Below are 25,631 nucleotides of genomic sequence, written 5' to 3' on the forward strand. Positions count from 1 at the left end.
TCCGCCCGACGGCACCCGCGTCGCCTCCGCTGGGTCCGGCCGGCTACCGCAGTCCGGCCGCGCGGACGCGCAACGCCCGGCGCAGATCGTCCAGTTGGTCGTCGAGGGCGCGCCGCAGGGCCGGGGTCGGGTCGCCGCCGGCCAGGCAGTCCTCGCCGTGGCGGAGGGTGGCCTCCTCGACGAGGACGGCGGGGAAGGCGTGCCGTCCGGCGGCGCCGGCCAGCGCGGGGCCGCGGCGGGCGGCGAGGGCGGGGGCGGCGGTGAAGTAGCGGGCGACGTAGGGGCGGAGCAGGTCCTGCTGCTCGGCGGACCAGAAGCCGCTGGCGGTGGCGGTGAAGAGGTAGTTGGAGAGCTCGGCCGCCGGGTCGGTGGTGAACAGGGCGTCCCAGGCGGCCTGTTTGGCGGCCGGGTCGGGCAGCGCGGCGCGGCAGCGGGCGGCGCCCTCGCGGCCGGTGGCGCTCTGGTCGCGGGCGAGTTCGGCGTCGATGGCCGCCGGGGTGGTGGCGCCGAGGGTGGCGAGGCGGCCCAGGATGCGCCAGCGCAGTGCGTGGTCGAGGGCGGGGCCGCCGGGGACGCTGCTGTCGTCGAGCCAGCCCTGGAGGGTTTCGGGGGTGGTGGCGCTGTCGATGAGGGTGCGGACGGCGGTCAGCCGCAGCCCGGCCTGGGGGCCGTGGCCGGGGCCTTCGGTGTGGCGCAGGATCTCGCGGCCGACGGCGGTGAGGGTGGCCAGGGCGGTGGGCCGGGCCTCCGGGGGGAGGTAGCGGTCGGCGATCTGGGTGCGGGCGAAGGTCAGGACGCCCTGGACGACGGCGAGGTCGGCCTCCCGGGGGAGGTGGTCGCGGGCCGCGTCCAGGTAGGCGGTGGGCGGGAGTTGGCCGTCGCGGACCAGGTCGCGGGCGGCGTTCCAGACGACCGCGCGGGTCAGCGGGTCGGGCAGGCCGGACAGGGTGCGGGCGGCGGTCTGCCAGGAGGTGGGGTCGAAGCGGACCTTGGCGTAGGTGAGGTCGCCGTCGTTGAGGACGACGAGGGCGGGGGCGGCCTTGGGGAAGGTGCGTCGTTCGGGATGGCCGTCCGCCGGGATGTCCACCTCGAAGCGGTCGCGCAGCGCCAGCCGGTCGGGGTGGCCGGGGTCCGGGTCGTAGGCGCCGACGGTGACGCGGTGCGGGCGGCTGCCGGTGTGCGCGAGGTCCAGGTGCCAGGCGCCGGGCTCCTCGGTGACGGTCGGGGTGAGGGTGTCGACGCCGGTGGTGCGCAGCCAGCGCTCGGCCCAGGCGTGGACGTCGCGGTCGGTGGCGCGGGCCAGGGAGTCGATGAAGTCGGCGAGGGTGGCGTTGCCGAAGCGGTGCCGGGCGAAGTGGTCGTTGATGCCGGCGAGGAAGTCCTTCTCCCCCAGCCAGGCGACGAGTTGGCGCAGGGCGGAGGCGCCCTTGGCGTAGGAGATGCCGTCGTAGTTGAGGAGGGCGGAGGCGGTGTCGGGGACCTCGTCGGGGAGCGGGGCGACCGGGTGGGTGGAGGGGCGCTGGTCGGCGTCGTAGCCCCAGCCCTTGCGGGCGATGGCGAACTCGGTCCAGGCGCCGGTGAAGCGGGTGGCCTCGGAGAGGACGTGGTAGCCCATGTACTCGGCGAACGACTCGTTGAGCCAGATGTCGTCCCACCAGCGGAGGGTGACCAGGTCGCCGAACCACATGTGGGCCATCTCGTGGGCGATGACCATGCCGCGGGTCTGGCGTTCGGTGTCGGTGACGGCGGAGCGGAAGACGAACTCGTCGCGGAAGGTGACCAGGCCCGGGTTCTCCATCGCACCGGCGTTGAACTCCGGGACGAACGCCTGGTCGTAGGAGTCGAAGGGGTAGGGCTCGTCGAAGAGCTGGTGGTAGCGGTCGTAGCAGCGGCGGGTGAGGTCGAAGAGCTCCTCGGTGTCGGCGTCGAGGTGGGGGGCGAGGGAGCGGCGGCAGTGCAGGCCGAAGGGGAGGCCGGCGTGCTCGGTGCGGACGGAGTGCCAGGGGCCGGCGGCGACGGCGACGAGGTAGGTGCTGATGCGGGGGGTGGCGGTGGCCCGCCAGGTGCCGTCGGGGAGCTGCTCGGTGCGGCCGTTGGCGAGCACGGTCCAGGTGGGCGGGGCGGTGACGGTCAGCTCGAAGACGGCCTTGAGGTCGGGCTGGTCGAACGCGCCGAAGACGCGCTGGATGTCGTCCAGGTACAGCTGGGTGTAGACGTAGCTCTCGCCGTCGGCGGGGTCGGTGAAGCGGTGCATGCCCTCGCCGGTGCGGGAGTAGCGCATCGTGGCGTGCAGGCGCAGTTCGTGGGGGCCGGCGGTCAGGCCGGTGAGGGGCAGGCGGTTGTCGTCGAGGGCCGCGGGGTCCAGGGGGTGGCCGTCGAGGGTGGCGCTGTGGAGCGTGGCGGGCTTGAGCTCGACGAAGGTGTCGCCCGGTTCGCGGGCGGTGAAGTGGAGGGTGGTGCGGGAGGTGAACTCCACGTCGCCGTGGGTGAGATCGAGGGCGATCTCGTAGCGGTGGACGTCGAGCAGGCGGGCGCGGGCTTCGGCTTCGGAGCGTTGCAGTAGGGGCATGGGGGGCAGCCTCCCACGCCGGGGTCGGCCTCCCACGGTGCGGTGGTGGCTCGGGTGGTCCGCCGGGGCCTGGTGGTCGGTCGTCGGGCCGACGGGGGCCGGGGTCAGTCGATGCGGGGTGGGGCGGAAGGGTCGGGGACCTGGGTGGACCAGCCGCCGGGGACGGCGTGGACCTGGCGGGCGCGGAAGCGGGCGGGGGCCAGGCCGACGCGGCGGGTGAAGAGGCGGCTGAAGTAGGCGGGGTCGTCGTAGCCGACGCGGCGGGCGACGGCGGCGACGGGGAGTTCGGTGGTGACGAGGAGTTCCTTGGCGCGGCCCAGGCGGATGGCGAGGAGGTAGTCCTTGGGGCTGCAACCGGCGCCGCGGCGTACCGCGGTGCGGAGTTCGGCGGGGGTCATGCCGTGCCGGGCGGCGTGCTCGGCGATCGAGAGGCGGCGGAACGCGTCGCGGGCCAGGGCGGCCAGGACCGGTTGGCCGTCGGGGTCGGTGTCGGCGCGGGCGCGGCGCAGTGCGACGAGGAGTTCGTGGACGGCGGCGGCGGTCTCGACCTCCAGGAGGGGGTTGCCGCGGCGGGCGGCGCGGGCGATGCGGCCGACCGCCGCGCGGGCCGGCCCGGCGTCGGAGAGCGGGACGAGGGGGTGCTGCGGCTCGATGTAGCCGAGTTCGGTGTAGGTGTCGGTGGCGGGTCCGGTGAAGTCGACGAAGGCCTCGTCCCAGCCGGTGCCGGGGTCGGCGCCGTAGTGGTGGGGGACGCCGGGGAGGAGCCAGAGCAGGGCGGGGGCGGTGACGGTGCGGCGGCGCCCGTCGGGGGCGGTGAACCAGCCGCGGCCGGCGCTGACGACGACGGCGACGTGGTGGTCGAGGGTGCGCGGGCCGACGGGCGGGAGGGTGCCGTGCTGGAGGCCGACGCCGAGGCAGACCAGGCCGAGCCGGTGGTGGAGCGGGCTCGGGGTGAAGTAGCGCATCCAGGTGTGGTACATGCCGGCCGGTCCGCCCCTCGCCGTGTGCCCTGCTCCCCCGCTCCGTCCATACAGCGTCGATCTTTGTCCATGGACCGGCGGGCCGCCAGAGGGCGAGGGTGGGGGCGTCCGGGAACGACGAGGTGGGAGGCGTGCGGTGCGGTTTGCCGTTGGGGAGCGGGACTTCGAGGTGGACGGGCGGCCGGTGCGGCTGCTGTCGGGGGCGCTGCACTACTTCCGGGTGCACGAGGCGCAGTGGGGGCACCGGCTGGCGATGCTGCGGGCGATGGGGCTGAACTGCGTGGAGACGTATGTGCCGTGGAACTGGCACGCGCCGCGGCCGGACGAGGTGCGGGACGTGGGGGCGCTGGGGCGGTTCCTGGACGCGGTGGCGGCGGCGGGGCTGATGGCGATCGTGCGGCCGGGTCCGTACATCTGCGGGGAGTGGGAGAACGGGGGGCTGCCGTGGTGGGTGACGGGGGCGCTGGGGCGGCGGGTGCGGACCCGGGACGCGGCGTTCCTGCGGGCGGTGGACGCGTGGTGGGAGGCGGTGCTGCCGCAGGTGGTGGCGCGGCAGTGCGACCGGGGTGGGCCGGTGGTGCTGGTGCAGGTGGAGAACGAGTACGGGTCCTACGGGTCGGATGCGGAGTATCTGGGGTACTTGGCGCGGCGGTTGCGGGAGTTGGGGGTGTCGGTGCCGCTGTGCACGTCGGACGGGGCGGAGGACCACATGCTGACCGGGGGCAGCGTGCCGGGGGTGCTCGCGACGGTGAACTTCGGGTCGCGGGCGCGGGAGGCGTTCGCGACGCTGCGCCGGCATCGGGCGCGGGGGCCGCTGATGTGCATGGAGTTCTGGTGCGGGTGGTTCGCGCACTGGGGGGAGGAGGCGGAGCCGCGGGGGGCGCAGGACGCGGCGGAGGCGTTGCGGGAGGTGCTGGAGTGCGGGGCGTCGGTGAATGTGTACATGGCGCACGGGGGGACGAGTTTCGGTGGGTGGGCGGGGGCGAACCGCGCGGGTGAGGTGCAGGACGGGGCGTTGCTGCCGACGGTGACCTCGTACGACTACGGGGCGCCGGTGGACGAGCGGGGGCGGCCGACGGAGAAGTTCTGGCGGATGCGGGAGGTGCTGGCGCCGTTCGCGGAGGGGCCGTTGCCGGGGGTGCCGGAGCCGGAGCCGGTGGTGGCGGGGCCGTTGGAGGCGGCGTTGTCGGGGTGGGTGGCGCTGGATGCGGTGGTGGAGGCGTTGGGAGGTGCGGAGGTGTGCGCGGGGGTGCCGCCGACGTTCGAGGAGGTGGGGGTGGAGCGGGGGTTGGTGCGGTACCGGGTGGCGGTGCCGGGGCCGCGGGAGCCGTATGCGTTGCGGGTGGCGGGGTTGCGGGACCGGGCGGTGACGGTGGTGGACGGCGTGCGGGGGCCGGTGTTGGAGGAGGGGTCCGAGGTACTGGGGAGGGTGCCGGGGCCGGCGGAGGCGGAGTTGTGGGTGGAGTCGTTGGGACGGGTCAACTACGGGCCGCGGCTGGGTGAGGCGAAGGGGATCACCGGCGGGGTGCTGCACGAGCGGCAGTATCTGCACGGGGTGCGGGCGCGGGGGTTGTCCTTGGACGCGGTGGAGGGCGCGGCGGGGGCGGCGGCGGTGGCCGGGTTGGCGTTCGGCGGGCCGCGGCCGGGGGCACGGGGGTTGCACCGGGGCACGGTGACGGTGCCGGAGGGTGGGGTGGGGGATGCGGTGGTGGAGTTGCCGGGGTGGACGCGGGGGTTTGTGTGGGTGGGGGGCTTTCCGGTGGGGCGGTATTGGTCGGTGGGGCCGCAGCGGGGGTTGTTCGTGCCGGGCCCTGTGCTGCGGGAGGGGGAGAACGAGGTGCTGGTGCTGGAGTTGGAGGGGCCGGACGGGGCCGACGGAGCGGCGGGGGCGCCGCGGCTGGTGCCGTGAGGCGGGCCGGGTGCCGGGGTTCCGTGCCCCGGCACCCGGCCCGTCAGGGGGTCGTCACGCCTCGGTGACCTGGAAGGCGTCGAGGGCGAATTCTGCGGTGTCGTCGCTGCCGGTCTTGCGCAGTCCGACCCACGCCTCGCCGTCTTCCGGTGCGGTGAACTCGTAGGCGAAGGTGGTCGGTCGGGTGGCGGCGGGCAGCGGCCGGCGGGTGAGTTCGCGGGCGGCGGGGGCGTCGACGGCGGTGATCCAGGCGTACTGGTCGGCCTTCTCGTTCTCGTAGCGGAAGGTGACGCGGTAGCGGCGGCCGGGGGTGAAGCGGACGGTGTGCGGGACGGTGCGGTAGACCAGGCCGGGGTGCTCGCCGCGGGACTTCAGGGACTGGGTGCCGTCGATGACGTCGTCGATGGCCTTGCCGTTCCAGCCGCGCTGGGTGAAGGGGGCGTGGCGTTGGGCGAGGTGGGTGCGGGGGTCGGTGGAGCCGCCGGCGTCGCCCTTGACGAAGGGGCCCCAGCCCTGCGGGACGTGCTCGAAGTCCTCGAAGACCAGGGTGCCCGGTCGGCCGGTGCGGGGCGCGGGGACGATGCGGACGTTGTCGAAGCGGACGCGGGCCCGGCCGGGGTCGGCGGTCAGGGCGAGAGTGGCGGGGCCGCCGCCGTCGGGGACGGTGAAGCGGGTGGTCATGCGCTGGAAGCGGGTGCCGGTCTTGCGGTCGGCGGCGACGTAGTTGGCGGCGGTGGAGGTCTCGGTCCAGTTGGTGGCGGTGACGCCGTCGGGGGTGCGGACCGTCAGCGCCGCCCGGCGCCGCTCCCCCGGTGCGGCGCCGACCTCGACCTGGACGGAGGCGGCGTAGTCGCCGGGGGCGAGGCGGGCCAGGCGCTGGGCGACGGTGGCGGCGGCGCCGGGGCCGATGACCAGCTCGTAGTCGCCGCGGTCGCTGAGCTGGACGGTGGCGGGTCCGGTGGTCTGCCAGGCGTCGAGGGTGCCGGCGTGGAAGCCGGGGTCGGTCAGCGGGGTGCCCTCGCCCCAGTGCGGGTCGGGCTGGGCGGGGGCCGGGGTGCGGTAGACGACGTAGGCGGTGCCGGGGCGGGCGGTGAGGGTGATCCGGCCGCCGGTGACGGGGATCCGGGTCGCGTCGGCGCGGCCCTGGTCGGTGAGCCGGTAGACGTGGACCGCGGGGGCGCCCGCCCAGCCGCGCGGAAGCTGCCAACTGCTCTGCCCGCCACGGGGGTTGTAGTGGTAGAGCTTGGCGGGGTCGGTGGCGCGGCGGGGTTCCCAGGGCAGGAGGTAGCGGCCGCCGTCGTAGACGAGGCGGCCGTCGGTGGTGATGCGCCGGGTGCCCCCGGTGTCGGTGACGGCGGTGCGAGTGGGGCCCTCGAAGGTGATCTCGTGGGTGTCCCAGGTGCGGATGGGGTACGCCTGGAGGTATTTGGCCGGCAGGGCGTCGTTCCAGACGATGGTGTGGAAGGCGTGCCAGTCGTTCTTGCCGGTCCAGCCCTCGAAGTTGCCCATGCGGGGCGCGCCGAGGAGGGTCGGCCACTTGTCGGCGAAGACGTCTTTTTGGTGGTTGCGGAGGAAGCGGATGAGCTGGGAGTTCAGGCCGCGGGAGGTGTCGGGGCCGTAGTCGGTCTCGTTGGCCCAGTGGGTCCACAGGGCGGAGCGTTCCAGGCCGTTGCTGAATTCGGTGGCGACCTGCCAGCCCTGGTCGCGCAGATGGCGTTGGAGGCGGTCGGAGTTCCAGCCGGATTCGCGGAAGACGTCGAGGTAGAGGGTGTTCAGGGCGGGGTCGGTCTCCTTGCGGAGCCGGGCGAAGCGGGCCGCGATGTCGCCGGAGACCAGGTCGCGGCGGGCGTCGATGCGGTAGGACTGGTCGAGCCAGTCCCACTGCTTGTCGTCCTTGTTGACGAGCGTCTCGGAGAAGGCGTGCGCGACGGGGTAGGACTCGGTGGCGTTGACGTGCACCGCGAAGTCGCTGTGCCACTTCTTCCCGGCGCGCAGCAGGGTGTTGAGGTCGGCCAGGCCGCCGGCGCGCCGGTTGTAGTTGCCGCCGTAGTCGGGGTGGGCGGAGTCGTGGCCTTCGGACTGGTAGCCCTTGAGGAGGGTGAACTGGCGCAGGCCGTCGGTGGCCAGGGCGATCCGTTTGACGTTGTCGAGGGTGGCGAGGAACGGGTTGGTCGCCTGGCTGGCGAAGTTGAAGGGGATGTGCGGGACGACGCGCAGGTGCTGGGTGTCGGCGCCGAGCGGGTTCACCATGATGTCGCGCAGCGCGATGGCGGCGTCCTGCCAGTCGGTGCGGCCGTCGCCGTTGCGGTCCCGGGTGAGGACGACGGTGGCGTACGGGAGGGGTTCGGTGGCGCCGGTGGGTTGGCGGGCGGCGCGGTGGGTCCACTGGCCGGGCGCGAGTTGCGCCTTGACGTAGCCGTCGCCGCGCAGGGTGTGGCGCCAGAGGCGGCCGTTCTCCCAGGTGGTGTCGCCGGTGGGGGTGTCGTAGACGGTGTTGGTCTCGATGGCGGCGGCGAGCTGGTCGGTGGCGACGACGGCATAGGCGCAGCCGGTGGGGGCGGGCTCGGTGGGGGTGCTCGGGGTGACCTCGATCAGGGTGTCGCCGCTTTGCGCCTTGTCGAGTTGGAGGCGGGCGGCGAGGAGGTGGGCGCCGGGCTGGTCGCTGCGGACGCTGAGCAGCGCGAGGTCGGGTATCTGGAGGGTGCCGACGCGGAGTTCGGGGGTGTCGGTGAGGTCGGTGACGCGCCAGGTGACCTGCCAGTCGTCGACGGTGATCTCGACGGTGAGGGTGGTGCCGCCGTCGAGGGCGAGGGTGTAGGCGGCGCGGTCGGCGCGGGCGCGGTGGGTGACGCGGGGGGTGTGCGGGGTGCCGTCGATGAGGACCTGGGTGACGGGGGTCTCCTGGCCGTGCAGGACGGCGCCGGTGGCGCGGTCGGTGTAGGAGACGATGCGCGGGAAGGCGGGGTCGAGACGGACCTCCAGCGCGGTGGAGCGCAGGACCGTCGTGGCGGTGCGGGGCGCGGCGGCCGCGGTGCGGGTGCCGAGCGGGAGGGCGGTGGCGACGCCGGCGAGCGCGGTGGCGGCGACGAGTTGTCTGCGGCTGGGTCCTGGCTGTGCGGTCACGCGCGTCCTCCTCGGTGGCGGTGCGGCCTGCGGCCATTCCGGCGGACAGCGTGCGGGGCGGGCGGGGCGCAGGCCCATGGACTGAGGGGCGCCAGGTGTTGGACAGAAGTGACCGGCGGGGCGGCCGAGTCCGCCGGCCGCCGCGGCCCGCGTGCCGCGGCGGCGGCCGGCACGACGGGCAGGGGCCCGCGCGATGGCCGGGCCCCTGCCGCCGGTGGTGCGGGTGCGTCAGCCGAGCTGGCCGGCGCCCTTGGCGATGTCGGCCGCGAAGGTGCTCACCTCGGTGTAGACACCGGGCTTGCCCGGCCGGGCGCAGCCCTCGCCCCAGGAGACGATGCCGACCTGGATCAGCTCGCCGGCGTCGTCCTTGCGGAACATCGGGCCGCCGGAGTCGCCCTGGCAGGTGTCGACGCCGCCGGTGTCGAGCTTGCCGGCGCATATCTCCTCGCCGGGCGTGAGGGAGTCGCCGTACGCCTTCTGGCAGGTGGCGTCGTCGATGAACGGGACGGTGGCCTTGAGGAGGTAGCGCTGCTGGTCGCCGCCCTCCTTGTCGGCGCCCCAGCCGGCGATGGTGAAGTCGCCGTTGTTGTAGGTGTCCTTGTCGGCGATCTTCAGGGTGGGCTGGTCGATCGGCTTGGCCAGCTTGATGAGGGCCCAGTCCTTGCCCTTGCCGTCGTAGCCGGGGGCCTGGAGGACCTCGGTGGAGTTGACCTTGACGGCGGCGGAGTCCTCCAGGTCGACGGCGCCGCCGGTGACGGTGATGGAGGTGTTGGGGCCGCTGCCGTCGACGCAGTGCGCGGCGGTGAGCACGATGTCCTTGGCGTAGAGGGCGCCGCCGCAGCCCATCGACAGCCGGACCATGAAGGGGAACTCGCCCTGGTCGGCGCGGGTGCCGCCGACGACGTGGGAGTGCACGGAGCCGCTGGGCGCGGGGGCGGGCGCGGCGTGGGCGGCGACCGGCTGGAGGCTGGCGGCGGCCAGGGCGACGGCGCCGGCGGCGAGGGTTCTCTTGAGGTGCTTCCGGGAGCTGCGCAAGGTGCTTCCTTCCGTGGGGGGTCGAGAAACGAAGCGTCATGACAGGCCCATGCCAAACCCGCACCGGGCATGGCCGCGGCAAAAGCCGTGTGGCCAACGGCCGTACACCACACGACTTTCCGGGGTCTGGGCAATGAACCCGTAAAGCGCCCTGTGATTATGTGGAGCGGGGGAACAGAGTGACAAGGGTCAACATCCGGCCAACTCCCTTACGCCCTCTGCCCCGTAGACGCCCGCGGCAGCCGTACAGTGGGCCGATGACCACCGGCGACAGCGGGATCGCGCATGGATTCCCTCATCTCGACACGGTCCGCGCCGCCCTCACGGCGCTCTTCCGCCGGGTCTCCTACGACACCGTGAGTACGTTCCCCACCAGCGTCCTGCCGGTCGACGTCGCCTTCGACGACGCCGAGGACCTCCATCTGGGCGCCCAGCGGGTGGCCCACGCCCTCGTCCGCCAACTGCACCTGCCGGACGCCCGGATCGTGATCACCTTCCGCGAGATGGAGCATGCCGCGACCGTCGAACTGACCGCGGGCCCCGAGTACTTCGTCGAGCTCAACGACCGCTTCCGCCGGCACCGCAAGGACATCGGCGCCGCCCTGGCCCACGAGGTGACCCATGTCTGGCTGCACCGGCTGGACCTGTCCTTCCCCGGCACCCGCGACAACGAGATCCTCACCGACACCGTCGCCGCCTACCTCGGCGCCGGCTGGCTGCTGCTGGACGCCTACCGCGAGCACGGCCCGTTCTCGCAGAAGCTGGGCTATCTGACGCCCGAGGAGTTCGGCTACGTCCTGGCCAAGCGGGCGGACTTCTTCGGCGAGGACCCCGCGCCGTGGTTCACCAGCCCGCAGGCGTACGACGCCTACACCGCGGGGCGGGCCCGGTCCCAGAAGGACGCCCACCGGCCGCCGCTCGCCGGCGCCGGCTGGACCGCCCGGCTCCGCTACGCCAGGGACCGCCGCGCGGCCCAGGACCCGCACCGCGCCGCCCCGTCCGCCCCCGGCGACGGCTACGCCTTCGAGCCCGCCCCGGGGACCGGCGCGCCGCTGCGGGTCTCCTTCCCCTGCCCGGCCTGCTGCCAGCGGATCCGGGTGCCGGTGCGCGGCCGCCTCCAGGCCCGCTGCGGCCTGTGCAAGACCCTGCTGGACTGCGACACCTGACGAGGCATCACCTCGTGTGCGTCAGATCCAGCCCGCCAGCCCGGCCAGAAACCCCGCCGGATCGTCCCGGTGGACGGTGTGCCCGGCGCCGGGCACGGTCCGGACCGTGAAACCGCGGCTGACCAGCTCCTTCGCCGCCTCCTCGGTGAACAGGAAGCCCTTCCCCGCGATCTGCACCAGCGACGGCACCACCGGCCGCGCCGGCGTCCGGTCCCGCAGATGGCCGCCGGACAGGGCCAGTGCCGTCGCGGTGTCCCAGTCCGCGAGCGTGGCCAGTTCGACGTCGACGTCGGCATCGTCCCAGCGCGGGCTGAAGGCCCGCACCCGCGCCCGGTCGGCGTTCTTGAACGTCACGAACACCGCCGGGTCGACCGCCTGCCCCACGCCCGCGAGCGACCACGCCGGTTCGCAGTAGACCGCGCGGCGCGGCCGCAGCCGCTCGACGGCCAGGGCCAGCGCCAGCCCGCCCAGCGAGTGGCCGAGGGCGACCTCGGCACCGGTCGGCAGGGTGTCCACGAGGTCCTCGGCGAAGAGTTCGGGCGCGTAGTCGCCGCGCGGACTGCGGCCGTGGCCGCGCAGATCGACGGCGAGGACGCGGTAGCCGCGGGCGGCCAGGGCCGGACCGACCCGGTGCCAGGTGCGGTGGTCGGACATGATCCCGTGGACCAGCACCGCGATCCGGTCCCCGGCGCCCCACTCATGGGTGTGCAGCTGCATGCCGTGCCCTCTTCCGCTCTGCCCGCTCGTCTCCCGCCCGCTCCGGGGCGCCCTGCGCCGCGCACCGGGGCCCGGGGGCGGGCCGGCACGGCCACCCGGCCGAAGGTACCCGCGCGCGCCGCGCGGAGGACGGAAGCGGAGCCCGCGCCCGGCCTCCCGCTCCCCCGGCGCCACGGCCGGTCCGTCTCCGCGACGGCCCTCGCGGGCGCCGGAACGGATCGGCACGCCGTACCGAACGCGGACCGGGCCGACGCCGCCGTGAACGGACCGAACACACGGCGAGGCGGGCGCGGCCCGCGGTTCGCCCTGGTCAGCCGGGGTGGAACCCGTCGCGTCCCTGACACGTCCCATCCGCGACCGACCCGAGGAGACATCTCATGCAGTACACCGCCCCCCGCTCCCGCACCCGCGTGACCGCCCTGGTCGTCGGCCTCGCCGCGGCCGGCACCCTCGCGCTCTCCGGCTGCGGCAAGGCCACGCAGACGGTGGAGAGTTCGGCGCCGCAGCACCGCGCGGACGCCTTCGAGCAGCGGGCCGCGCAGATCGTGCGGGACTGGCCGAAGGTCACGCCGGTCACCGGGCAGCACGAGGCGCTGCTGCCGCTGGCCGGTGCCGAGCACCCCACGGCCAAGGACGCCCGGGAGCTCACGGTGACCGTCGGCCACGGCGCCTGCGACGCCGACTACGGCGCCCGCGTCCTGGAGTCCAAGGACCTGATCGTGGTCTCCGGTTGGGGCAAGAAGAAGAACCCCAAGGGCATGTGCACCGACCAGTTGGCCACCCACCCGGCGAAGGTGCAGCTGAAGAGCCCGCTGGCGGACCGCAAGGTGGTGGACGCGGTCACCGGCAAGCAGCTGCTGAAGGGCTGACCGGCGGGACGGGGCCGCGCCCCGGGCGGCGGCCGTCCGCAGACGCCCCGCATGCGGACGCCCCTCCGCCTCGCGATGCAGCTCGGCATCCAGAGGACCAAGGCCGGAGCCGAGACGGAGCGAGCGCAGCGAGTGCGGTGCATCCGACGCCGCGCGCTGATCCGCCACGGATTACGGGACGCCCCTTAGGCTCGCGTCCATGAGTCCTGCCATCGCCACCACCACCCGTGTCGACCTGCCCGAGCTGCTGGAGTTCGTCCGCCCCCGGCACCGCGCGATCCTGCTCACCCGCCGCTCCGACGGCACCCCGCAGGGTTCGCCGCTGACCTGCGGGGTGGACGACTCCGGCCGGCTGGTGATGTCGACGTATCCGGAGCGGGCCAAGGTCCGCAACATCCGCCGGGTCGCGTCGGTCAGCGTGCTGGTGCTGTCCGACGAGTGGACCGGCCCGTGGGTGCAGGTCGACGGCGAGGCCGAGGTGATCGACACCCCGGACTCCATCGAGCCGCTGGTCGAGTACTACCGCAACATCGCCGGCGAGCACCCGGACTGGGACGAGTACCGCGCGGCGATGCGCAAGCAGGGCAAGTCCCTGGTCCGGGTGACGCCGCGGCGCTGGGGCCCGATCGCGACCGGCGGCTTCCCGGCCCGGCTGATCGAGGGCGACGGCGCCTGACGGGCGTCAACGGGTGGTGTGGGCGCCCCCGTTGACGTTCAGCACCTGTCCGGTGATGTGCCGGGCCGCCGGGGACGCCAGGAAGGCGACCGCGCCGGTGATGTCGTCCGGGCCCCCGGGGCGGCCGGTGGCGGTGTCCGCGATCAGGCGCTCCCGGCGCTCGTCGGCGAGCTGGTCCCGGAAGAACTCGGTGCCGGCGATATAGCCGGGCGAGACCACGTTGGCGGTGATCCCGCGCGGGCCGAGGGTCCGGGCCAGCTCGACGTTCCAGGAGGCGAGCCCGGCCTTGGCCGCCCCGTAGGAACCGGAACCCTGGTCGGCGGCGATGGACCCGATGTGGACGACCGCGCCGCCGGCCGCCAGCCGGTCCGCCACGGCCCGGGTGGTCAGCGCGGCGCTGACGAGGTTGGCGTCGAGGTTGGCGCGGAAGTCCCGGGCGTAGGAGGCCAGATCGGTGGCGCCGTCGGCGTCGAAGTCGGTCTGGCCGCCGGCGTTGTTGACCAGGACGTCGAGGCGCTCGGGCAGCGCGGCGGCGAGGGCGAGGAGCGCCGCGGGGTCGGTGTGGTCGCAGACCAGGGCCGTCACCCCGTCGAGGGCGTCGGCGGTCTCCTTGAGCGGGCCGGGGCGCCGGCCGGTGATGTGGACCCGGTCGCCGCGGGCCGCGAAGTGCTCGGCGAGGGCCCGGCCGATGCCGGTGCCGCCGCCGGTGACCAGGATGGTGCGTGTCATGTGCTGGACTCCGTCCGTGACGTTTAGACCTAAACACATTGGGGTGGTGACACCCTTCGTTCAGAGCTAAATTTAGACCTGAACATAACACTCCCCGGAGGCCCCGTGGCAAGCACCGCCAAGACACCGGACGGCAACGGCCGTTCCACGCCCCGCACTTCGGCCCACCTCGTGGACGAGATCGCCGCCGCCTGGCAGCGCGAGCGGCCCGGCACGCCGGTCTCCTCCATCGGGATCGTCACCCCCCTGTGGCGGCTGGCGAAGCTGCTGGGCGACGACCGGCGCCGGGTCCTGGGCGCCGCCGGCGTGGACACCGCCACCCTCGACCTGCTGAGCGTGCTGCGCCGCGGCGGCCCGCCGTACACCCTGAGCACCCGGGAGCTGAGCCGGCGCTCCCTGATCACCGCCGGGGCGATCTCCCAACGGGTGGCCCGCGCCGAACGCGAGGGCCTGGTCGTCCGCCGCCCCGGCGAGGGCCGCCCGCGCACCGTCCTGGTCGAGCTGACCCCCGCCGGCCACGACCTCGTCGAGTCCACCGTCGACCAAGTACTGGGCCGCGAGGCGGAGTTGCTCCAGTCGCTCTCCCCCGAGCAGCAGGAGCAGCTGGCCGGGCTGCTGCGGCTGCTCCTGAAGGACGCCCAGCACCGGCTGGGCGACGACCGGATCAGCCACGTCGGCGAGGACTGACCTCACGTCCGGTCGCCCGGCAGCACCACCGCCGGGGCGGGCGTGAGCACCTCGGCGGGCAGCCCCAGCCGGCTCCGGAAGGCGGTCCGGCCGGCCTCGGTGACCGCGAGGATCCGGCTGGCCGGGGCCCGGACGACCCAGCGGCGCTCCACCGCGTGCCGGTAGAGGGCGGCGCCGACCGCCCCGGAGAGGTGCGGGCGGCGCGAGGTCCAGTCCCGGCAGGTGCGCACATGCGCCCGGTGGGCCGGTGCCTGGCCGGCCTCCGGGATGCCCAGGGCGGCCAGCCACTCGGCGCCCGCGACGGTCAGCTCCGGTCCGTGCTCCCGCAGCAGCAGACCGCGTTCGGCCATCGCCTCGGCGATGGCCACGCCGAGCGCCCCGGCGATGTGGTCGTAGCAGACCCGGGCGTGGTGCAGGGCCCGGCGGTGGTTGGCCTCGGCCAGCGAGCGGACCCGCACCCGGCGGTACGGGGCGAGCCCGGCGAGGTTCTCCAGGGTCTCCGCGGTGTCCGGTCCGGCCAGCCGGACGCAGCGCCGGCGCCCCTGCCGCCGCTCGGTCAACAGACCGCCGGCGACCAGGAGGTTGAGGTGTTCGGTCGCGGTGGACGGGGCCACCCCCGCATACTCGGCCAGTTCGCCGGCGGACCAGGTGCCGCCGTCGAGCAGGGCGATGCAGATGGCGGCGCGGGTACGGTCCGCGAGCAGCGCCGCCAGGGCGGCCAGATCGGGGGTTTCGGCGGTGCTTACGTGATCGGCGTCCCATCGAATCATGTGCAGAGCGTAATCACATATAACACTTCGGTGAGCACCGAATCGTCCGGCTTCTATCCTCGGGGGCATGAAATCCGCGCTGGAGAAGAGCGGTTGGGTCGTGCCGGCGCTGCTGTCCACGGAGAACGACGACGGGACGTTCGTCGTGGTCGCGCTGCGGATCCGGTGGGAACTCGGCCCGGTGGTGAGCCTCTGGCTGCCCGCCCGCGGCCGCACCGCGCAGAATCTCGCGGTGCGCCCGGACGTCGTCTTCAACCTGCCGCCCCGGGGGACGGCGGCCGAGGAGGGGACGGCCCCCGGCCCCGAGGCGGAGGCACCGTGGACCGAGCCCTCCGAGCTGGTCCGGCCGCCCCGACTGGCGCACTGCCCGGTGCAGTTGGAGGCGCGCCGGGTCGGCGAGCGGACGGTGACCGACGGCGCCTGGACCCATGTCGAGGCGCAGGTGCTGCGGGTGCACGCGGACCCGCGCTGGGTGCTTCCGCTGGGCGACGGCTCGCTCGACGTCTCGGCCTGGCAGGCACCGGTGCACGACTTCCGCCCGCCGGCCGCTCCCCCGCCGCGGGCCGTACCGGCGCCCGCCCGGGACATGGCCCGGCAGTTGGGGCGACGCTTCCCCGCCCAACGGGACGGCTAGTGCCGCGGCGGGCGACGTTCGCCCGTCAAGGAGCGGCGTCCGGTGCGTGCTCTCGGCGTGCTGGACGGAAGTCCTCGTACGGGACGTACGTGGGCTTTCGGCCGGTGCGGCGAGAGTGCGTGCCGGGCGTCGCGACGGGGCGAACGTCGCCTGCTGCGGCACTGGCGCCGCGCGTTGAGTGAACGGCCGCCCGGAACGACAGTGCGGCGCCTGCCCTCCGGTCGGGGTGGAGGAGGCAGGCGCCGCTGTACGGGGGCCGGGCTCTCACCCGGTCCCCGTGCCTCCGTACGACGCTGTACGGGACATCCGGTGACGGACCCTCACACCGTCAGGGCGCGGTCCGTCGGCTTGATCGGGGCCGGCAGGGCGCTGGCTCCGGTGAGGTGGCGGTCCACACCGCGGGCGGCGGAGCGGCCCTCGGCGATGGCCCACACGATCAGCGACTGGCCGCGGCCGGCGTCGCCCGCGACGAAGACGCCGGGGACGTTGGTTTCGAAGTCCGCGTCGCGGGCGACGTTGCCGCGCGCGTCCAGCTCCAGACCGAACTGCTCGACCAGGCCGTTCTTCTGGTCGGTGCCGGTGAAGCCCATGGCCAGGGTGACCAGTTGGGCCGGGATCCTCCGCTCGGTGCCGGGCTTCTGCTCCAGCTTGCCGTCCGTGAACTCCACCTCGATCAGGTGCAGCCACTGGACGTTGCCGTCCTCGTCGCCCTCGAAGTGGGTGGTGGAGACGGAGTAGACCCGCTCGCCGCCCTCCTCGTGCGCGGAGGTGACCTTGTAGAGCATGGGGAAGGTGGGCCAGGGCTGGCCCTCGTTCCGCTCCTCGCCCGGCTTGGGCATGATCTCCAGCTGGGTCACCGACGCCGCGCCCTGGCGGTGCGCGGTGCCGACGCAGTCCGCGCCGGTGTCGCCGCCGCCGATGACGACCACATGCTTGCCCTCGGCGCTGATCGGGGCGACGGTCAGGTCGCCCTCCTGCACCTTGTTGGCCAGCGGCAGGTACTCCATCGCGAAGTGGATGCCGTTCAGCTCCCGGCCGGGCACCGGCAGATCGCGGGAGGTGGTGGCGCCGGCCGCGATGACCACCGCGTCATAGCGCTTGCGCAGCTTGGCCGCGTCGATGTCGCGGCCGATCTCCACCTCGGTGCGGAACTTGGTGCCCTCCGCGCGCATCTGCTCGATGCGGCGGTTGATGTGCCGCTTCTCCATCTTGAACTCGGGGATGCCGTAGCGGAGCAGGCCGCCGATGCGGTCCGCGCGCTCGTACACGGCCACGGTGTGGCCGGCCCGGGTCAGCTGCTGGGCGGCGGCCAGGCCGGCCGGGCCCGAGCCGATGACGGCGACGGTCTTGCCGGAGAGCCGCTCGGGCGGCTGCGGGGTGACGTCACCGGCGTCCCACGCCTTGTCGATGATGGAGACCTCGACGTTCTTGATGGTGACCGGCTGCTGGTTGATGCCCAGCACACAGGCCGCCTCGCAGGGCGCGGGGCACAGCCGGCCGGTGAACTCCGGGAAGTTGTTGGTGGCGTGCAGCCGCTCGCTGGCCGCCGTCCAGTCCTCGCGGTAGGCGTAGTCGTTCCACTCGGGGATGAGGTTCCCCAGCGGACAGCCGTTGTGGCAGAACGGGATGCCGCAGTCCATGCAGCGCGACGCCTGCTTGGTGATGATCGGCAGCAGGGCGCCGGGCCGGTAGACCTCGTTCCAGTCCTTGACGCGCTCCTCGACGGGGCGGGTCTGGGCGTGCTCGCGCTCGTGGCTCAGAAAGCCCTTGGGGTCAGCCATGGGTCGCCGCCTCCATCATCTTCTCGTGGGTCGCGGACTCGGAGAGCCCGGCCTGCTCGGCGGCTTCCTTGGCGGCGAGCACTGCCTGGTACGTGGGCGGGACGACCTTGGAGAAGCGCGCGGCGGCGGCATCCCACTCGGCGAGGAGCCTGGCGGCCACGGTGGAGCCGGTCTCCTCCTGGTGGCGGCGCACCACGTCGTGCAGCCACTGCTTGTCGTTGCCGTCCAACGGGGCGACGGCGCCGGCCAGTTCCTTGTTGACGTTGGCCGGGTCGAGGTCGATGACGTAGGCGGAGCCGCCCGACATGCCGGCCGCGAAGTTGCGGCCGGTCTCGCCCAGGACGACGGCGGCGCCGCCGGTCATGTACTCGCAGCCGTGGTCGCCGACGCCCTCGGAGACCACCGTGGCACCGGAGTTGCGGACGCAGAACCGCTCGCCGACCCGGCCGCGCAGGAACAGCTCGCCGCCGGTGGCGCCGTAGGCGAGGGTGTTGCCGGCGATGGTGGAGAACTCGGCGAGGTGGTCCGCGCCGCGGTCCGGGCGGACCACGATCCGGCCGCCGGACAGGCCCTTGCCGACGTAGTCGTTGGCGTCGCCCTCCAGGCGCAGGGTGATGCCGCTGGGCAGGAACGCGCCGAACGACTGGCCGGCCGAGCCGGTGAAGGTGAGGTCGATGGTGTCGTCGGGCAGGCCCGCGCCGCCGAACTTCTTGGTGACCTCGTGGCCGAGCATGGTGCCGACGGTGCGGTTGATGTTGCGGATCGGGACCTGGGCGCGGACCGGCTGGGCGGACTCGGCGGTGTCCGCGGCCAGCGCGTCGGCGGCGAGTTCGATCAGCTCGTTGTCCAGCGCCTTCGCCAGACCGTGGTCCTGGACGGTGCTCTGGTGGCGGACCGCACCGTCGGGCAGGTCGGGGACGTGCAGCAGCGGGGCGAGGTCCAGGCCCTGGGCCTTCCAGTGGTCCACGGCCCGGGCGACGTTGAGCACCTCGGCATGGCCGACGGCCTCGTCCAGGGTGCGGAAGCCCAGCTCGGCGAGGAGCTCGCGGACCTCCTCGGCGATGAACTCGAAGAAGTTGACGACGAATTCGGGCTTGCCGCCGAACCGCTCGCGCAGCACCGGGTTCTGGGTGGCGATGCCGACCGGGCAGGTGTCCAGGTGGCACACCCGCATCATCACGCAGCCGGAGACCACCAGCGGCGCGGTGGCGAAGCCGAACTCCTCGGCGCCCAGCAGCGCGGCGATGACCACGTCGCGGCCGGTCTTGAGCTGGCCGTCGGTCTGCACCACGATCCGGTCCCGCAGGCCGTTGAGCAGCAGCGTCTGCTGGGTCTCCGCCAGGCCCAACTCCCAGGGGCCGCCGGCGTGCTTGAGCGAGGTGAGCGGGGACGCGCCCGTACCGCCGTCGTGGCCGGAGATCAGGACCACGTCCGCGTGCGCCTTGGAGACGCCCGCGGCGACCGTGCCGACGCCGACCTCGGAGACCAGCTTCACGTGGATGCGGGCGGCCGGGTTGGCGTTCTTCAGGTCGTGGATGAGCTGGGCGAGGTCCTCGATGGAGTAGATGTCGTGGTGCGGCGGCGGGGAGATCAGGCCGACGCCGGGGGTGGAGTGCCGGGTCTTGGCAACCCACGGGTAGACCTTGTGGCCGGGCAGCTGGCCGCCCTCGCCGGGCTTGGCGCCCTGGGCCATCTTGATCTGGATGTCGTCGGCGTTGACGAGGTACTCGGAGGTCACGCCGAACCGGCCGGAGGCGACCTGCTTGATGCTGGAGCGGCGCGCCGGGTCGTAGAGGCGCTCGGGGTCCTCGCCGCCCTCGCCGGTGTTGGACTTGGCGCCGAGCTGGTTCATGGCGATGGCGAGGGTCTCGTGGGCCTCGCGGGAGATCGAGCCGTAGGACATCGCGCCGGTGGAGAACCGCTTGACGATCTCGGAGGCCGGCTCGACCTCGTCCAGGGGGACGGCCGGGCGGCCGGAGGCGAAGGAGAACAGGCCGCGCAGCGTCATCAGCCGCTCCGCCTGCTCATTCACTCGTTCGGTGTACTTCTTGAAGATGTCGAACCGACGCGTACGGGTGGCGTGCTGGAGCCGGAAGACGGTCTCCGGGTCGAAGAGGTGCGGTTCGCCCTCGCGGCGCCACTGGTACTCGCCGCCGATCTCCAGGGCGCGGTGGGTGGCGGTGATGCCGGACGCCGGGTACGCCTTGGCGTGCCGGGCCGCGACCTCCTGGGCGACGACGTCCAGACCGGCGCCGCCGATCTTGGTGGCGGTGCCCTGGAAGTACGTGGCGACGAACTCCTCGTCCAGGCCGACCGCTTCGAAGACCTGCGCGCCGCGGTAGGAGGCGACGGTGGAGATGCCCATCTTGGACATCACCTTCAGCACGCCCTTGCCGAGCGCCTTGATGAGGTTCCCGATGGCGGTGTCGGTGTCCAGGCCGGGCACCTCCTGGAAGAACGTGCCGGCCCGGACCAGGTCCTCGACGGACTCCATCGCGAGGTAGGGGTTGACCGCGGCGGCGCCGTAGCCGATGAGCAGCGCGATGTGGTGCACCTCGCGGACGTCGCCGGCCTCGACCAGCAGCCCGACCTGGGTGCGGGTCTTGGTGGCGATGAGGTGGTGGTGGACCGCGGCGGTCAGCAGCAGCGACGGGATCGGCGCGTGCTCGGCGTCGGAGTGCCGGTCGGAGAGCACGATCAGCCGGGCGCCGTCGGCGATGGCGGCGTCGGCCTCGGCGCGGATCTCCTCGATCCGGGCGGCCAGCTCCTGGCCGCCGCCGGAGACCCGGTAGAGGCCGGAGAGGGTCACGGCCTTCATGCCGGGCATGTCGCCGTCGGCGTTGATGTGGACGAGCTTGGCCAGCTCGTCGTTGTCGATGACCGGGAACGGCAGCGTCACGCTGCGGCAGGAGGCCGCGGTGGGCGCGAGGAGGTTGCCCTGCGGGCCGAGGGAGGAGATCAGGGAGGTGACCAGCTCCTCCCGGATGGCGTCCAGCGGCGGGTTGGTGACCTGCGCGAACAGCTGGGTGAAGTAGTCGAAGAGCAGCCGGGGGCGCTCGGAGAGCGCGGCGATCGGCGAGTCGGTGCCCATGGAGCCGATCGGCTCGGCGCCGGTCTTGGCCATCGGGGCGAGGATGACCCGCAGCTCCTCCTCGGTGTAGCCGAAGGTCTGCTGGCGGCGGGTGACCGAGGCGTGGGTGTGCACGATGTGCTCGCGCTCGGGCAGGTCGGCCAGGCCGATCAGGCCCGCGTCCAGCCACTCCTGGTAGGGGTGCTCGGCGGCGAGCCGGGCCTTGATCTCGTCGTCCTCGATGATGCGGTGCTCGGCGGTGTCGACGAGGAACATCCGGCCGGGCTGGAGGCGGCCCTTGCGGACGACCCTGGCGGGGTCGATGTCCAGGACGCCGACCTCGGAGGAGAGCACGACCAGGCCGTCGTCGGTGACCCAGTAGCGGCCTGGGCGCAGCCCGTTGCGGTCCAGCACCGCGCCGACCTGGGTGCCGTCGGTGAAGGTGACGCAGGCCGGGCCGTCCCAGGGCTCCATCATCGTGGAGTGGTACTGGTAGAACGCCCGCCGGGCCGGGTCCATGGCGGTGGCGTTCTCCCACGCCTCGGGGACCATCATCAGCACCGCGTGCGGCAGCGGACGCCCGCCGAGGTGGAGCAGCTCCAGGACCTCGTCGAACGAGGCGGAGTCGGAGGCGCCCGGGGTGCAGACCGGGAACAGCCGGTCGAGGTTCTCGGCGTCCCCGTCGCCGAACAGCCCGCTGGCCAGCTGCGACTCGCGGGCCCGCATCCAGTTGCGGTTGCCCTGGACGGTGTTGATCTCGCCGTTGTGCGCGACGAAGCGGTACGGGTGGGCCAGCGGCCAGCTCGGGAAGGTGTTGGTGGAGAACCGCGAGTGGACCAGGGCGATGGCGGTGGCGAACCGGCGGTCGGACAGGTCCGGGAAGAAGGGCTCCAGCTGGCCGGTGGTCAGCATGCCCTTGTAGACGATCGTGCGGGCGGACAGCGAGGGAAAGTAGACCCCGGCCTCCCGCTCGGCCCGCTTGCGCAGCGCGAACGCCTTGCGGTCCAGCGCCAGCCCGGTGCTCCTCCGGTCGGTGACGAACAGCTGGGAGAAGGCCGGCATGGTGGCGCGGGCGCCGTTGCCCAGCAGCTGCGGGGCGACCGGGACGACCCGCCAGCCGAGGACCTCCAGGCCCTCCTCCACGGCGATCGTCTCGATCCGCGAGACGGCCGCGGCCGCTTCGTGGGCGTCGTACGGCAGGAAGGCGATGCCGACGGCGTAGGCGCCGGCCTCGGGGAGCTCGAAGGTGACGTTCTCGCGCAGGAACGCGTCCGGGATCTGGAGCAGGATGCCGGCGCCGTCGCCCGAGTCGGGCTCGGAGCCGGTGGCCCCGCGGTGCTCCAGATTGGTCAGCACGGTCAGGGCCTGTTCGACCAGGGCGTGACTGGCCTCGCCGGTGAGGGTGGCCACGAAGCCGACGCCGCAGGCATCGTGCTCGTCGCGGGGGTCGTACATGCCCTGCCGGGCGGGGCGGCCGTCCATGGGCGACCAAGCGGCGGCGGCGCTGCTGGTGGTCGCGGAGTGCGTGGACGCGTGGCGCATCGGCTCTCCCAACGTCGTCGTGGCATAGGTAGTGCCGAGGGACGACGTTGGCCCTCCGCGAAAGTTCGTGCAGGTTACAGGATGGCCCGCTTCCCGAAAAGCGAAAGATGCCTTCCAATATGCGGACACCGCACCGGCGGTGAGACGGAATCTCTGGGAACGCGGACGGAAACGGGCCGCCCTCTGCGGCGGCGTCCGGCGAGCGACATTGCCCGCGACGCCAGGCGGTTATGCCCGGTCGTCAAGAAAACGAAACCGCCGAGTAACGCGGCCATGATGCGATCACCCGAATGGGACGTCAACCCACCACCGTTCCGAACAGCGCGCCCAGCCCGTACGTCACGCCCGCCGCGGCGGCGCCCAGACCCAGCTGACGCAGCCCGCTGAACCACCAGGAACGGGCCGTCACCCGCGCCACCACGGCACCGCAGCCGAAGAGTCCGAGCAGCGCCAGCAGCACCGCGGGCCAGAGCGCACTGGCGCCCAGCAGGAAGGGAAGGACAGGCAGAAGCGCGCCCAGCGCAAAGGATCCGAAGGAGGAAACGGCCGCAACGATGGGCGAAGGAAGGTCCGACGGATCGATGCCCAGCTCCTCGCGAGCGTGGATCTCCAGCGCCTGCTCGGGGTCGCGGGAGAGCTGTTCGGCGACCCGCCGGGCGAGCTCGGGCTCCACTCCGCGCGACTCGTAGAGGGCGGCCAGCTCCGCCTGCTCGTCCTTGGGGTGCTTGCGCAACTGGGCCCGCTCGACGTCCAGCTCCGCGACGACCAGTTCACGCTGCGAAGCCACCGAGGTGTACTCCCCCGCGGCCATCGAGAAGGCGCCGGCCGCCAGCCCCGCCAGACCGGTGATCACGATCGTCTGGTGCGAGACCGCCCCGCCGGCCACACCCGTCATCAGCGCGAAGTTGGACACCAGGCCGTCCATCGCACCGAAGACGGCGGGGCGGAGCCAGCCCCCGTTGACATCCCGGTGGGTGTGGTTGTCGCGGTGCGCCACGTGCGTCGTCGCGGCGGCATCCATGATCTCCATGACCGACATATCAGGTCCTGCTCCTTGCTCTGCGGGGCGTGGGCCGAGGGCGGCACTTTCCCCTTCAACCCCTCGAAGCTATGCGCGAATTGCCCTGCTCCGCTAGCAAGGAAGGCCGTACTTACCCCGCTGACCTGCGGTTTTATCGAGATAGGGAGACCGTGATCCGGCTCACAAGGCGCTGGGGGGCCTCCGGCGACGTCCGACCACAGAGGTCAACCGGGCGCTCCCGACGTCCAGTTGGCGAACCGTCGGCTCGACGCGGGGCGTGCGGGGACGGTCCACCCCGCACGCCCCGCGTCGACCGCCCGCGGAGACAGCGAAGCGCCGGGCGGTCCCGCGGTGAGCGGGTCCGCCCGGCGCTCCGGTCGGAGGGTGGCCGGTTGCGGCGTCAGGACGTCGTGCCGCCGGAACTCCCGGCGGTCTTGGCGGAGCCGGACGCGGAGCCCTCGGGCTCGTCGTCCGCGGCCCTCGCCCCCGCCTCTTCACTCTCGGTGCCCTTGGCCGACTCGGCGTCCTTCGCGCCCTTGGCGGCCTCCGCCCCCTCGGCGGTCCCGGCACCGTCCTGGGCGCCCTCGCCGAGCTGCCACTCCGGCTCGACGATCTCCTCGCGCCCCGGGGCCTTCTTCGCGGAGACGACCATGTAGACGACGGCCAGGATGAAGACGAACAGCGAGACCCAGTCGTTCAGCCGCAGGCCCAGGATGTGGTGCGCCTCGTCGACGCGCATGTACTCGATCCAGGCGCGGCCGGCGCAGTAGGCGGCGACATAGAGCGCGAACACCCGGCCGTGGCCCAGCCGGAAACGCTTGTCCGCCCAGATCACCAGCGCCGCGACGCCCAGGCACCACAGCGACTCGTAGAGGAACGTGGGGTGGTAGGTGCCGCCGATGCGCCCGATGGCCGGGTCCGGGTTGATCTTCAGCGCCCACGGGACGTCGGTGGCCTTGCCGTAGAGCTCCTGGTTGAACCAGTTGCCCCAGCGGCCGATCGCCTGGCCGATGGCGAGGCCGGGCGCCAGCGCGTCGGCGTAGGCCGGCATCGGGATACCGCGGCGGCGGCAGCCGATCCAGGCGCCGAGCGCGCCCAGCGCCACCGCGCCCCAGATGCCGAGGCCCCCCTGCCACACCTTGAAGGCGTCGAGCGGGTGGCCGTTCTCGCCGAAGTACGGCTCGTACGTCGTGATGACGTGGTACAGACGCCCGCCGACCAGGCCGAAGGGCACCGCCCACACGGCGATGTCGGCAACGGTGCCGGAGCGGCCGCCGCGCTGTACCCAGCGCTTGTTGCCGAGCCAGACGCCGACGAATACGCCGATGATGATGCAGAACGCGTAGCCGCGCAGCGGGATCGGGCCGAGATGGACGACACCGGTCGGCGGGCTGGGAATGAATGCGAGGTCCATGGCAGGACCGACGCTACCGCGCCGGGCCGGGTTGACCACAACCCAGCCCGGCAACGGCTGCGTAACAGCCCCGCTCGGGCGACGGCCCGTACCGGCCGCGCCCGGCGGGTCAGCCCTGACCGGGCCGCTTGCCCTTGTTGGCGTCCAGGACCATCTTCTTCAGGTCGGCGGGGGTGAGCCGGCCGCCCTTGACCTGGGCCAGGTCCTTGCCGTTGAGCAGCACCGTCGGCGTGCCGCGGAAGCCCGCGTTCGCGAAGGCGGCGTTGGACTTGCGGACGAAGCCGTCGTACCGGCCCTTCTTGACGCAGCTGGTGAAGGTGTCGGTCACCAGGCCCGGGACCTTGCCGGCCAGTTGGATCAGGTACTTCTTGTCGCCGAAGCGGTCCTGCTGCTCGGGCGGCTGGTGGGAGTAGAGGACGTCGTGGAGCTCGCGGAACTTCCCGGCGTCCTGGGCGCACAGGGCGGCGTTGGCGGCGTTCAGCGATCCGGTGCCGCCGGCGTTGCCGTCGATGAGGGTGGCGAGGTGGTATTCGGTCCGCAGCTGGCCGGAGTTCTGGAGCTCGTGGATCACCGGGCGGAAGCCGGTCTCGAACTGCTGGCAGGCCGGGCAGCGGAAGTCCTCCCAGACGGTGAGGGTGGAGGGGGCGCCGGCCGCGCCCACCGGGACGGCGGGCTTGTCGCCGTCGCTGGCCTGCTTGGGGAGGGCGATCTCGTTGTCGGCGGTGCTGCCGGAGCCGCCTCCGGAGGACACCCAGACGGCGATCCCGCCGGCCACCGCGAGCGCCGCCACCACCGCTCCGCCGACGACCGCCTGGCGGACCCGCCGGGTGCGGGTCTTCTCCTTGTCACGCTGTGCCTGCAGCCGCTCGCGGGCGCTGCTCTTTCCGTCATGGTTCTTCTGGTTCACGCCCGTGGACAACGAAGCGGAGGGGCGCAGCC

General features: G+C 73.3%; 18 protein-coding genes. 6 read left to right on the plus strand and 12 right to left on the minus strand.

All coding sequences use genetic code 11. The annotated features are described in order from the left end of the window. Window positions 1-43: 43 nt before the first annotated feature. Entirely contained in the window at window positions 44-2,569 is a 2,526-nt protein-coding gene (gene pepN / locus ACIQE0_RS19345) for an aminopeptidase N (protein WP_402333601.1), read from the minus strand. A gap of 104 nt (window positions 2,570-2,673) precedes the next feature. Further along, a complete protein-coding gene (locus ACIQE0_RS19350) occupies window positions 2,674-3,549 on the minus strand; it encodes a helix-turn-helix domain-containing protein (RefSeq protein ID WP_402333604.1) in 876 nt (291 codons plus the stop codon). A 136-nt stretch (window positions 3,550-3,685) separates the two neighbouring features. Between ACIQE0_RS19350 and ACIQE0_RS19355 the strand changes: the two genes are divergently transcribed. Further along, entirely contained in the window at window positions 3,686-5,458 is a 1,773-nt protein-coding gene (locus ACIQE0_RS19355; protein ID WP_402333607.1) for a beta-galactosidase family protein, read from the plus strand. Between the two features lie 54 nt (window positions 5,459-5,512). Here the strand turns inward: ACIQE0_RS19355 and ACIQE0_RS19360 are convergent, their stop codons facing one another. Both ACIQE0_RS19360 and ACIQE0_RS19365 read right to left on the minus strand, forming a co-directional pair. Beyond that, complete coding sequence (locus tag ACIQE0_RS19360) at window positions 5,513-8,581, minus strand: endo-alpha-N-acetylgalactosaminidase family protein (RefSeq protein ID WP_402333610.1); 3,069 nt, start codon at window positions 8,579-8,581, stop codon at window positions 5,513-5,515. 228 nt (window positions 8,582-8,809) lie between these two features. Then, window positions 8,810-9,616 carry a S1 family peptidase gene (locus tag ACIQE0_RS19365; RefSeq protein WP_402333613.1) on the minus strand — a complete coding sequence of 269 codons (807 nt, stop codon included), beginning with the start codon at window positions 9,614-9,616 and terminating at the stop codon, window positions 8,810-8,812. Between the two features lie 257 nt (window positions 9,617-9,873). On the opposite strand from ACIQE0_RS19365, the gene ACIQE0_RS19370 reads away from it, so the two are divergent. Continuing rightward, on the plus strand, window positions 9,874-10,782 hold the full coding sequence (locus ACIQE0_RS19370; RefSeq protein WP_402333616.1) for a hypothetical protein: 909 nt from the start codon (window positions 9,874-9,876) through the stop codon (window positions 10,780-10,782). Window positions 10,783-10,803: 21 nt separating this feature from the next. Here the strand turns inward: ACIQE0_RS19370 and ACIQE0_RS19375 are convergent, their stop codons facing one another. Next, window positions 10,804-11,499, minus strand: a complete 696-nt coding sequence (locus ACIQE0_RS19375) for an alpha/beta fold hydrolase (protein ID WP_402333619.1) — start codon at window positions 11,497-11,499, stop codon at window positions 10,804-10,806. A gap of 377 nt (window positions 11,500-11,876) precedes the next feature. Between ACIQE0_RS19375 and ACIQE0_RS19380 the strand changes: the two genes are divergently transcribed. After that, window positions 11,877-12,368 carry a hypothetical protein gene (locus ACIQE0_RS19380; protein WP_366331801.1) on the plus strand — a complete coding sequence of 164 codons (492 nt, stop codon included), beginning with the start codon at window positions 11,877-11,879 and terminating at the stop codon, window positions 12,366-12,368. A gap of 199 nt (window positions 12,369-12,567) precedes the next feature. Continuing rightward, window positions 12,568-13,044 carry a PPOX class F420-dependent oxidoreductase gene (locus ACIQE0_RS19385; RefSeq protein WP_366331800.1) on the plus strand — a complete coding sequence of 159 codons (477 nt, stop codon included), beginning with the start codon at window positions 12,568-12,570 and terminating at the stop codon, window positions 13,042-13,044. A 6-nt stretch (window positions 13,045-13,050) separates the two neighbouring features. On the opposite strand, the gene ACIQE0_RS19390 is transcribed toward ACIQE0_RS19385, so the two are convergent. Beyond that, the gene (locus tag ACIQE0_RS19390; protein ID WP_366331799.1) at window positions 13,051-13,773 is read right to left on the minus strand and encodes an SDR family oxidoreductase; all 723 of its coding nucleotides are present in this window, start codon (window positions 13,771-13,773) and stop codon (window positions 13,051-13,053) included. A 105-nt stretch (window positions 13,774-13,878) separates the two neighbouring features. Here ACIQE0_RS19390 and ACIQE0_RS19395 point away from each other — a divergent pair, with 105 nt between their 5' ends. Further along, window positions 13,879-14,460 carry a MarR family winged helix-turn-helix transcriptional regulator gene (locus ACIQE0_RS19395; protein WP_402333624.1) on the plus strand — a complete coding sequence of 194 codons (582 nt, stop codon included), beginning with the start codon at window positions 13,879-13,881 and terminating at the stop codon, window positions 14,458-14,460. Window positions 14,461-14,462: 2 nt separating this feature from the next. Here the strand turns inward: ACIQE0_RS19395 and ACIQE0_RS19400 are convergent, their stop codons facing one another. Continuing rightward, window positions 14,463-15,230 (minus strand): winged helix-turn-helix domain-containing protein, encoded by a 768-nt coding sequence (locus tag ACIQE0_RS19400; protein ID WP_402333626.1) that lies wholly within the window; start codon window positions 15,228-15,230, stop codon window positions 14,463-14,465. A gap of 67 nt (window positions 15,231-15,297) precedes the next feature. On the opposite strand from ACIQE0_RS19400, the gene ACIQE0_RS19405 reads away from it, so the two are divergent. Further along, window positions 15,298-15,864 carry a hypothetical protein gene (locus tag ACIQE0_RS19405; protein WP_366331797.1) on the plus strand — a complete coding sequence of 189 codons (567 nt, stop codon included), beginning with the start codon at window positions 15,298-15,300 and terminating at the stop codon, window positions 15,862-15,864. A 320-nt stretch (window positions 15,865-16,184) separates the two neighbouring features. Here ACIQE0_RS19405 and ACIQE0_RS19410 read toward each other — a convergent pair whose 3' ends face one another. The 5 genes from ACIQE0_RS19410 to ACIQE0_RS19430 all read right to left on the minus strand — a co-directional run bounded on the left by ACIQE0_RS19410 (window position 16,185) and on the right by ACIQE0_RS19430 (window position 25,599). Next, the gene (locus ACIQE0_RS19410) at window positions 16,185-17,645 is read right to left on the minus strand and encodes a glutamate synthase subunit beta (RefSeq protein ID WP_366331796.1); all 1,461 of its coding nucleotides are present in this window, start codon (window positions 17,643-17,645) and stop codon (window positions 16,185-16,187) included. Further along, complete coding sequence (gltB, locus tag ACIQE0_RS19415) at window positions 17,638-22,257, minus strand: glutamate synthase large subunit (RefSeq protein WP_402333631.1); 4,620 nt, start codon at window positions 22,255-22,257, stop codon at window positions 17,638-17,640. Before gltB ends, ACIQE0_RS19410 begins: the two co-directional genes overlap by 8 nt. A 298-nt stretch (window positions 22,258-22,555) precedes the next feature. Further along, on the minus strand, window positions 22,556-23,287 hold the full coding sequence (locus ACIQE0_RS19420) for a VIT1/CCC1 transporter family protein (protein WP_366331854.1): 732 nt from the start codon (window positions 23,285-23,287) through the stop codon (window positions 22,556-22,558). A gap of 391 nt (window positions 23,288-23,678) precedes the next feature. Beyond that, a complete protein-coding gene (lgt, locus tag ACIQE0_RS19425) occupies window positions 23,679-24,692 on the minus strand; it encodes a prolipoprotein diacylglyceryl transferase (RefSeq protein ID WP_402333634.1) in 1,014 nt (337 codons plus the stop codon). A 109-nt stretch (window positions 24,693-24,801) separates the two neighbouring features. After that, a complete protein-coding gene (locus ACIQE0_RS19430) occupies window positions 24,802-25,599 on the minus strand; it encodes a thioredoxin domain-containing protein (protein ID WP_366331793.1) in 798 nt (265 codons plus the stop codon). Window positions 25,600-25,631 lie beyond the last annotated feature (32 nt).

Origin of the sequence: Streptomyces sp. NPDC093097 (assembly GCF_044754325.1) — a bacterium.
In the GTDB taxonomy this organism is placed as follows: Bacteria; Actinomycetota; Actinomycetes; order Streptomycetales; family Streptomycetaceae; genus Streptomyces.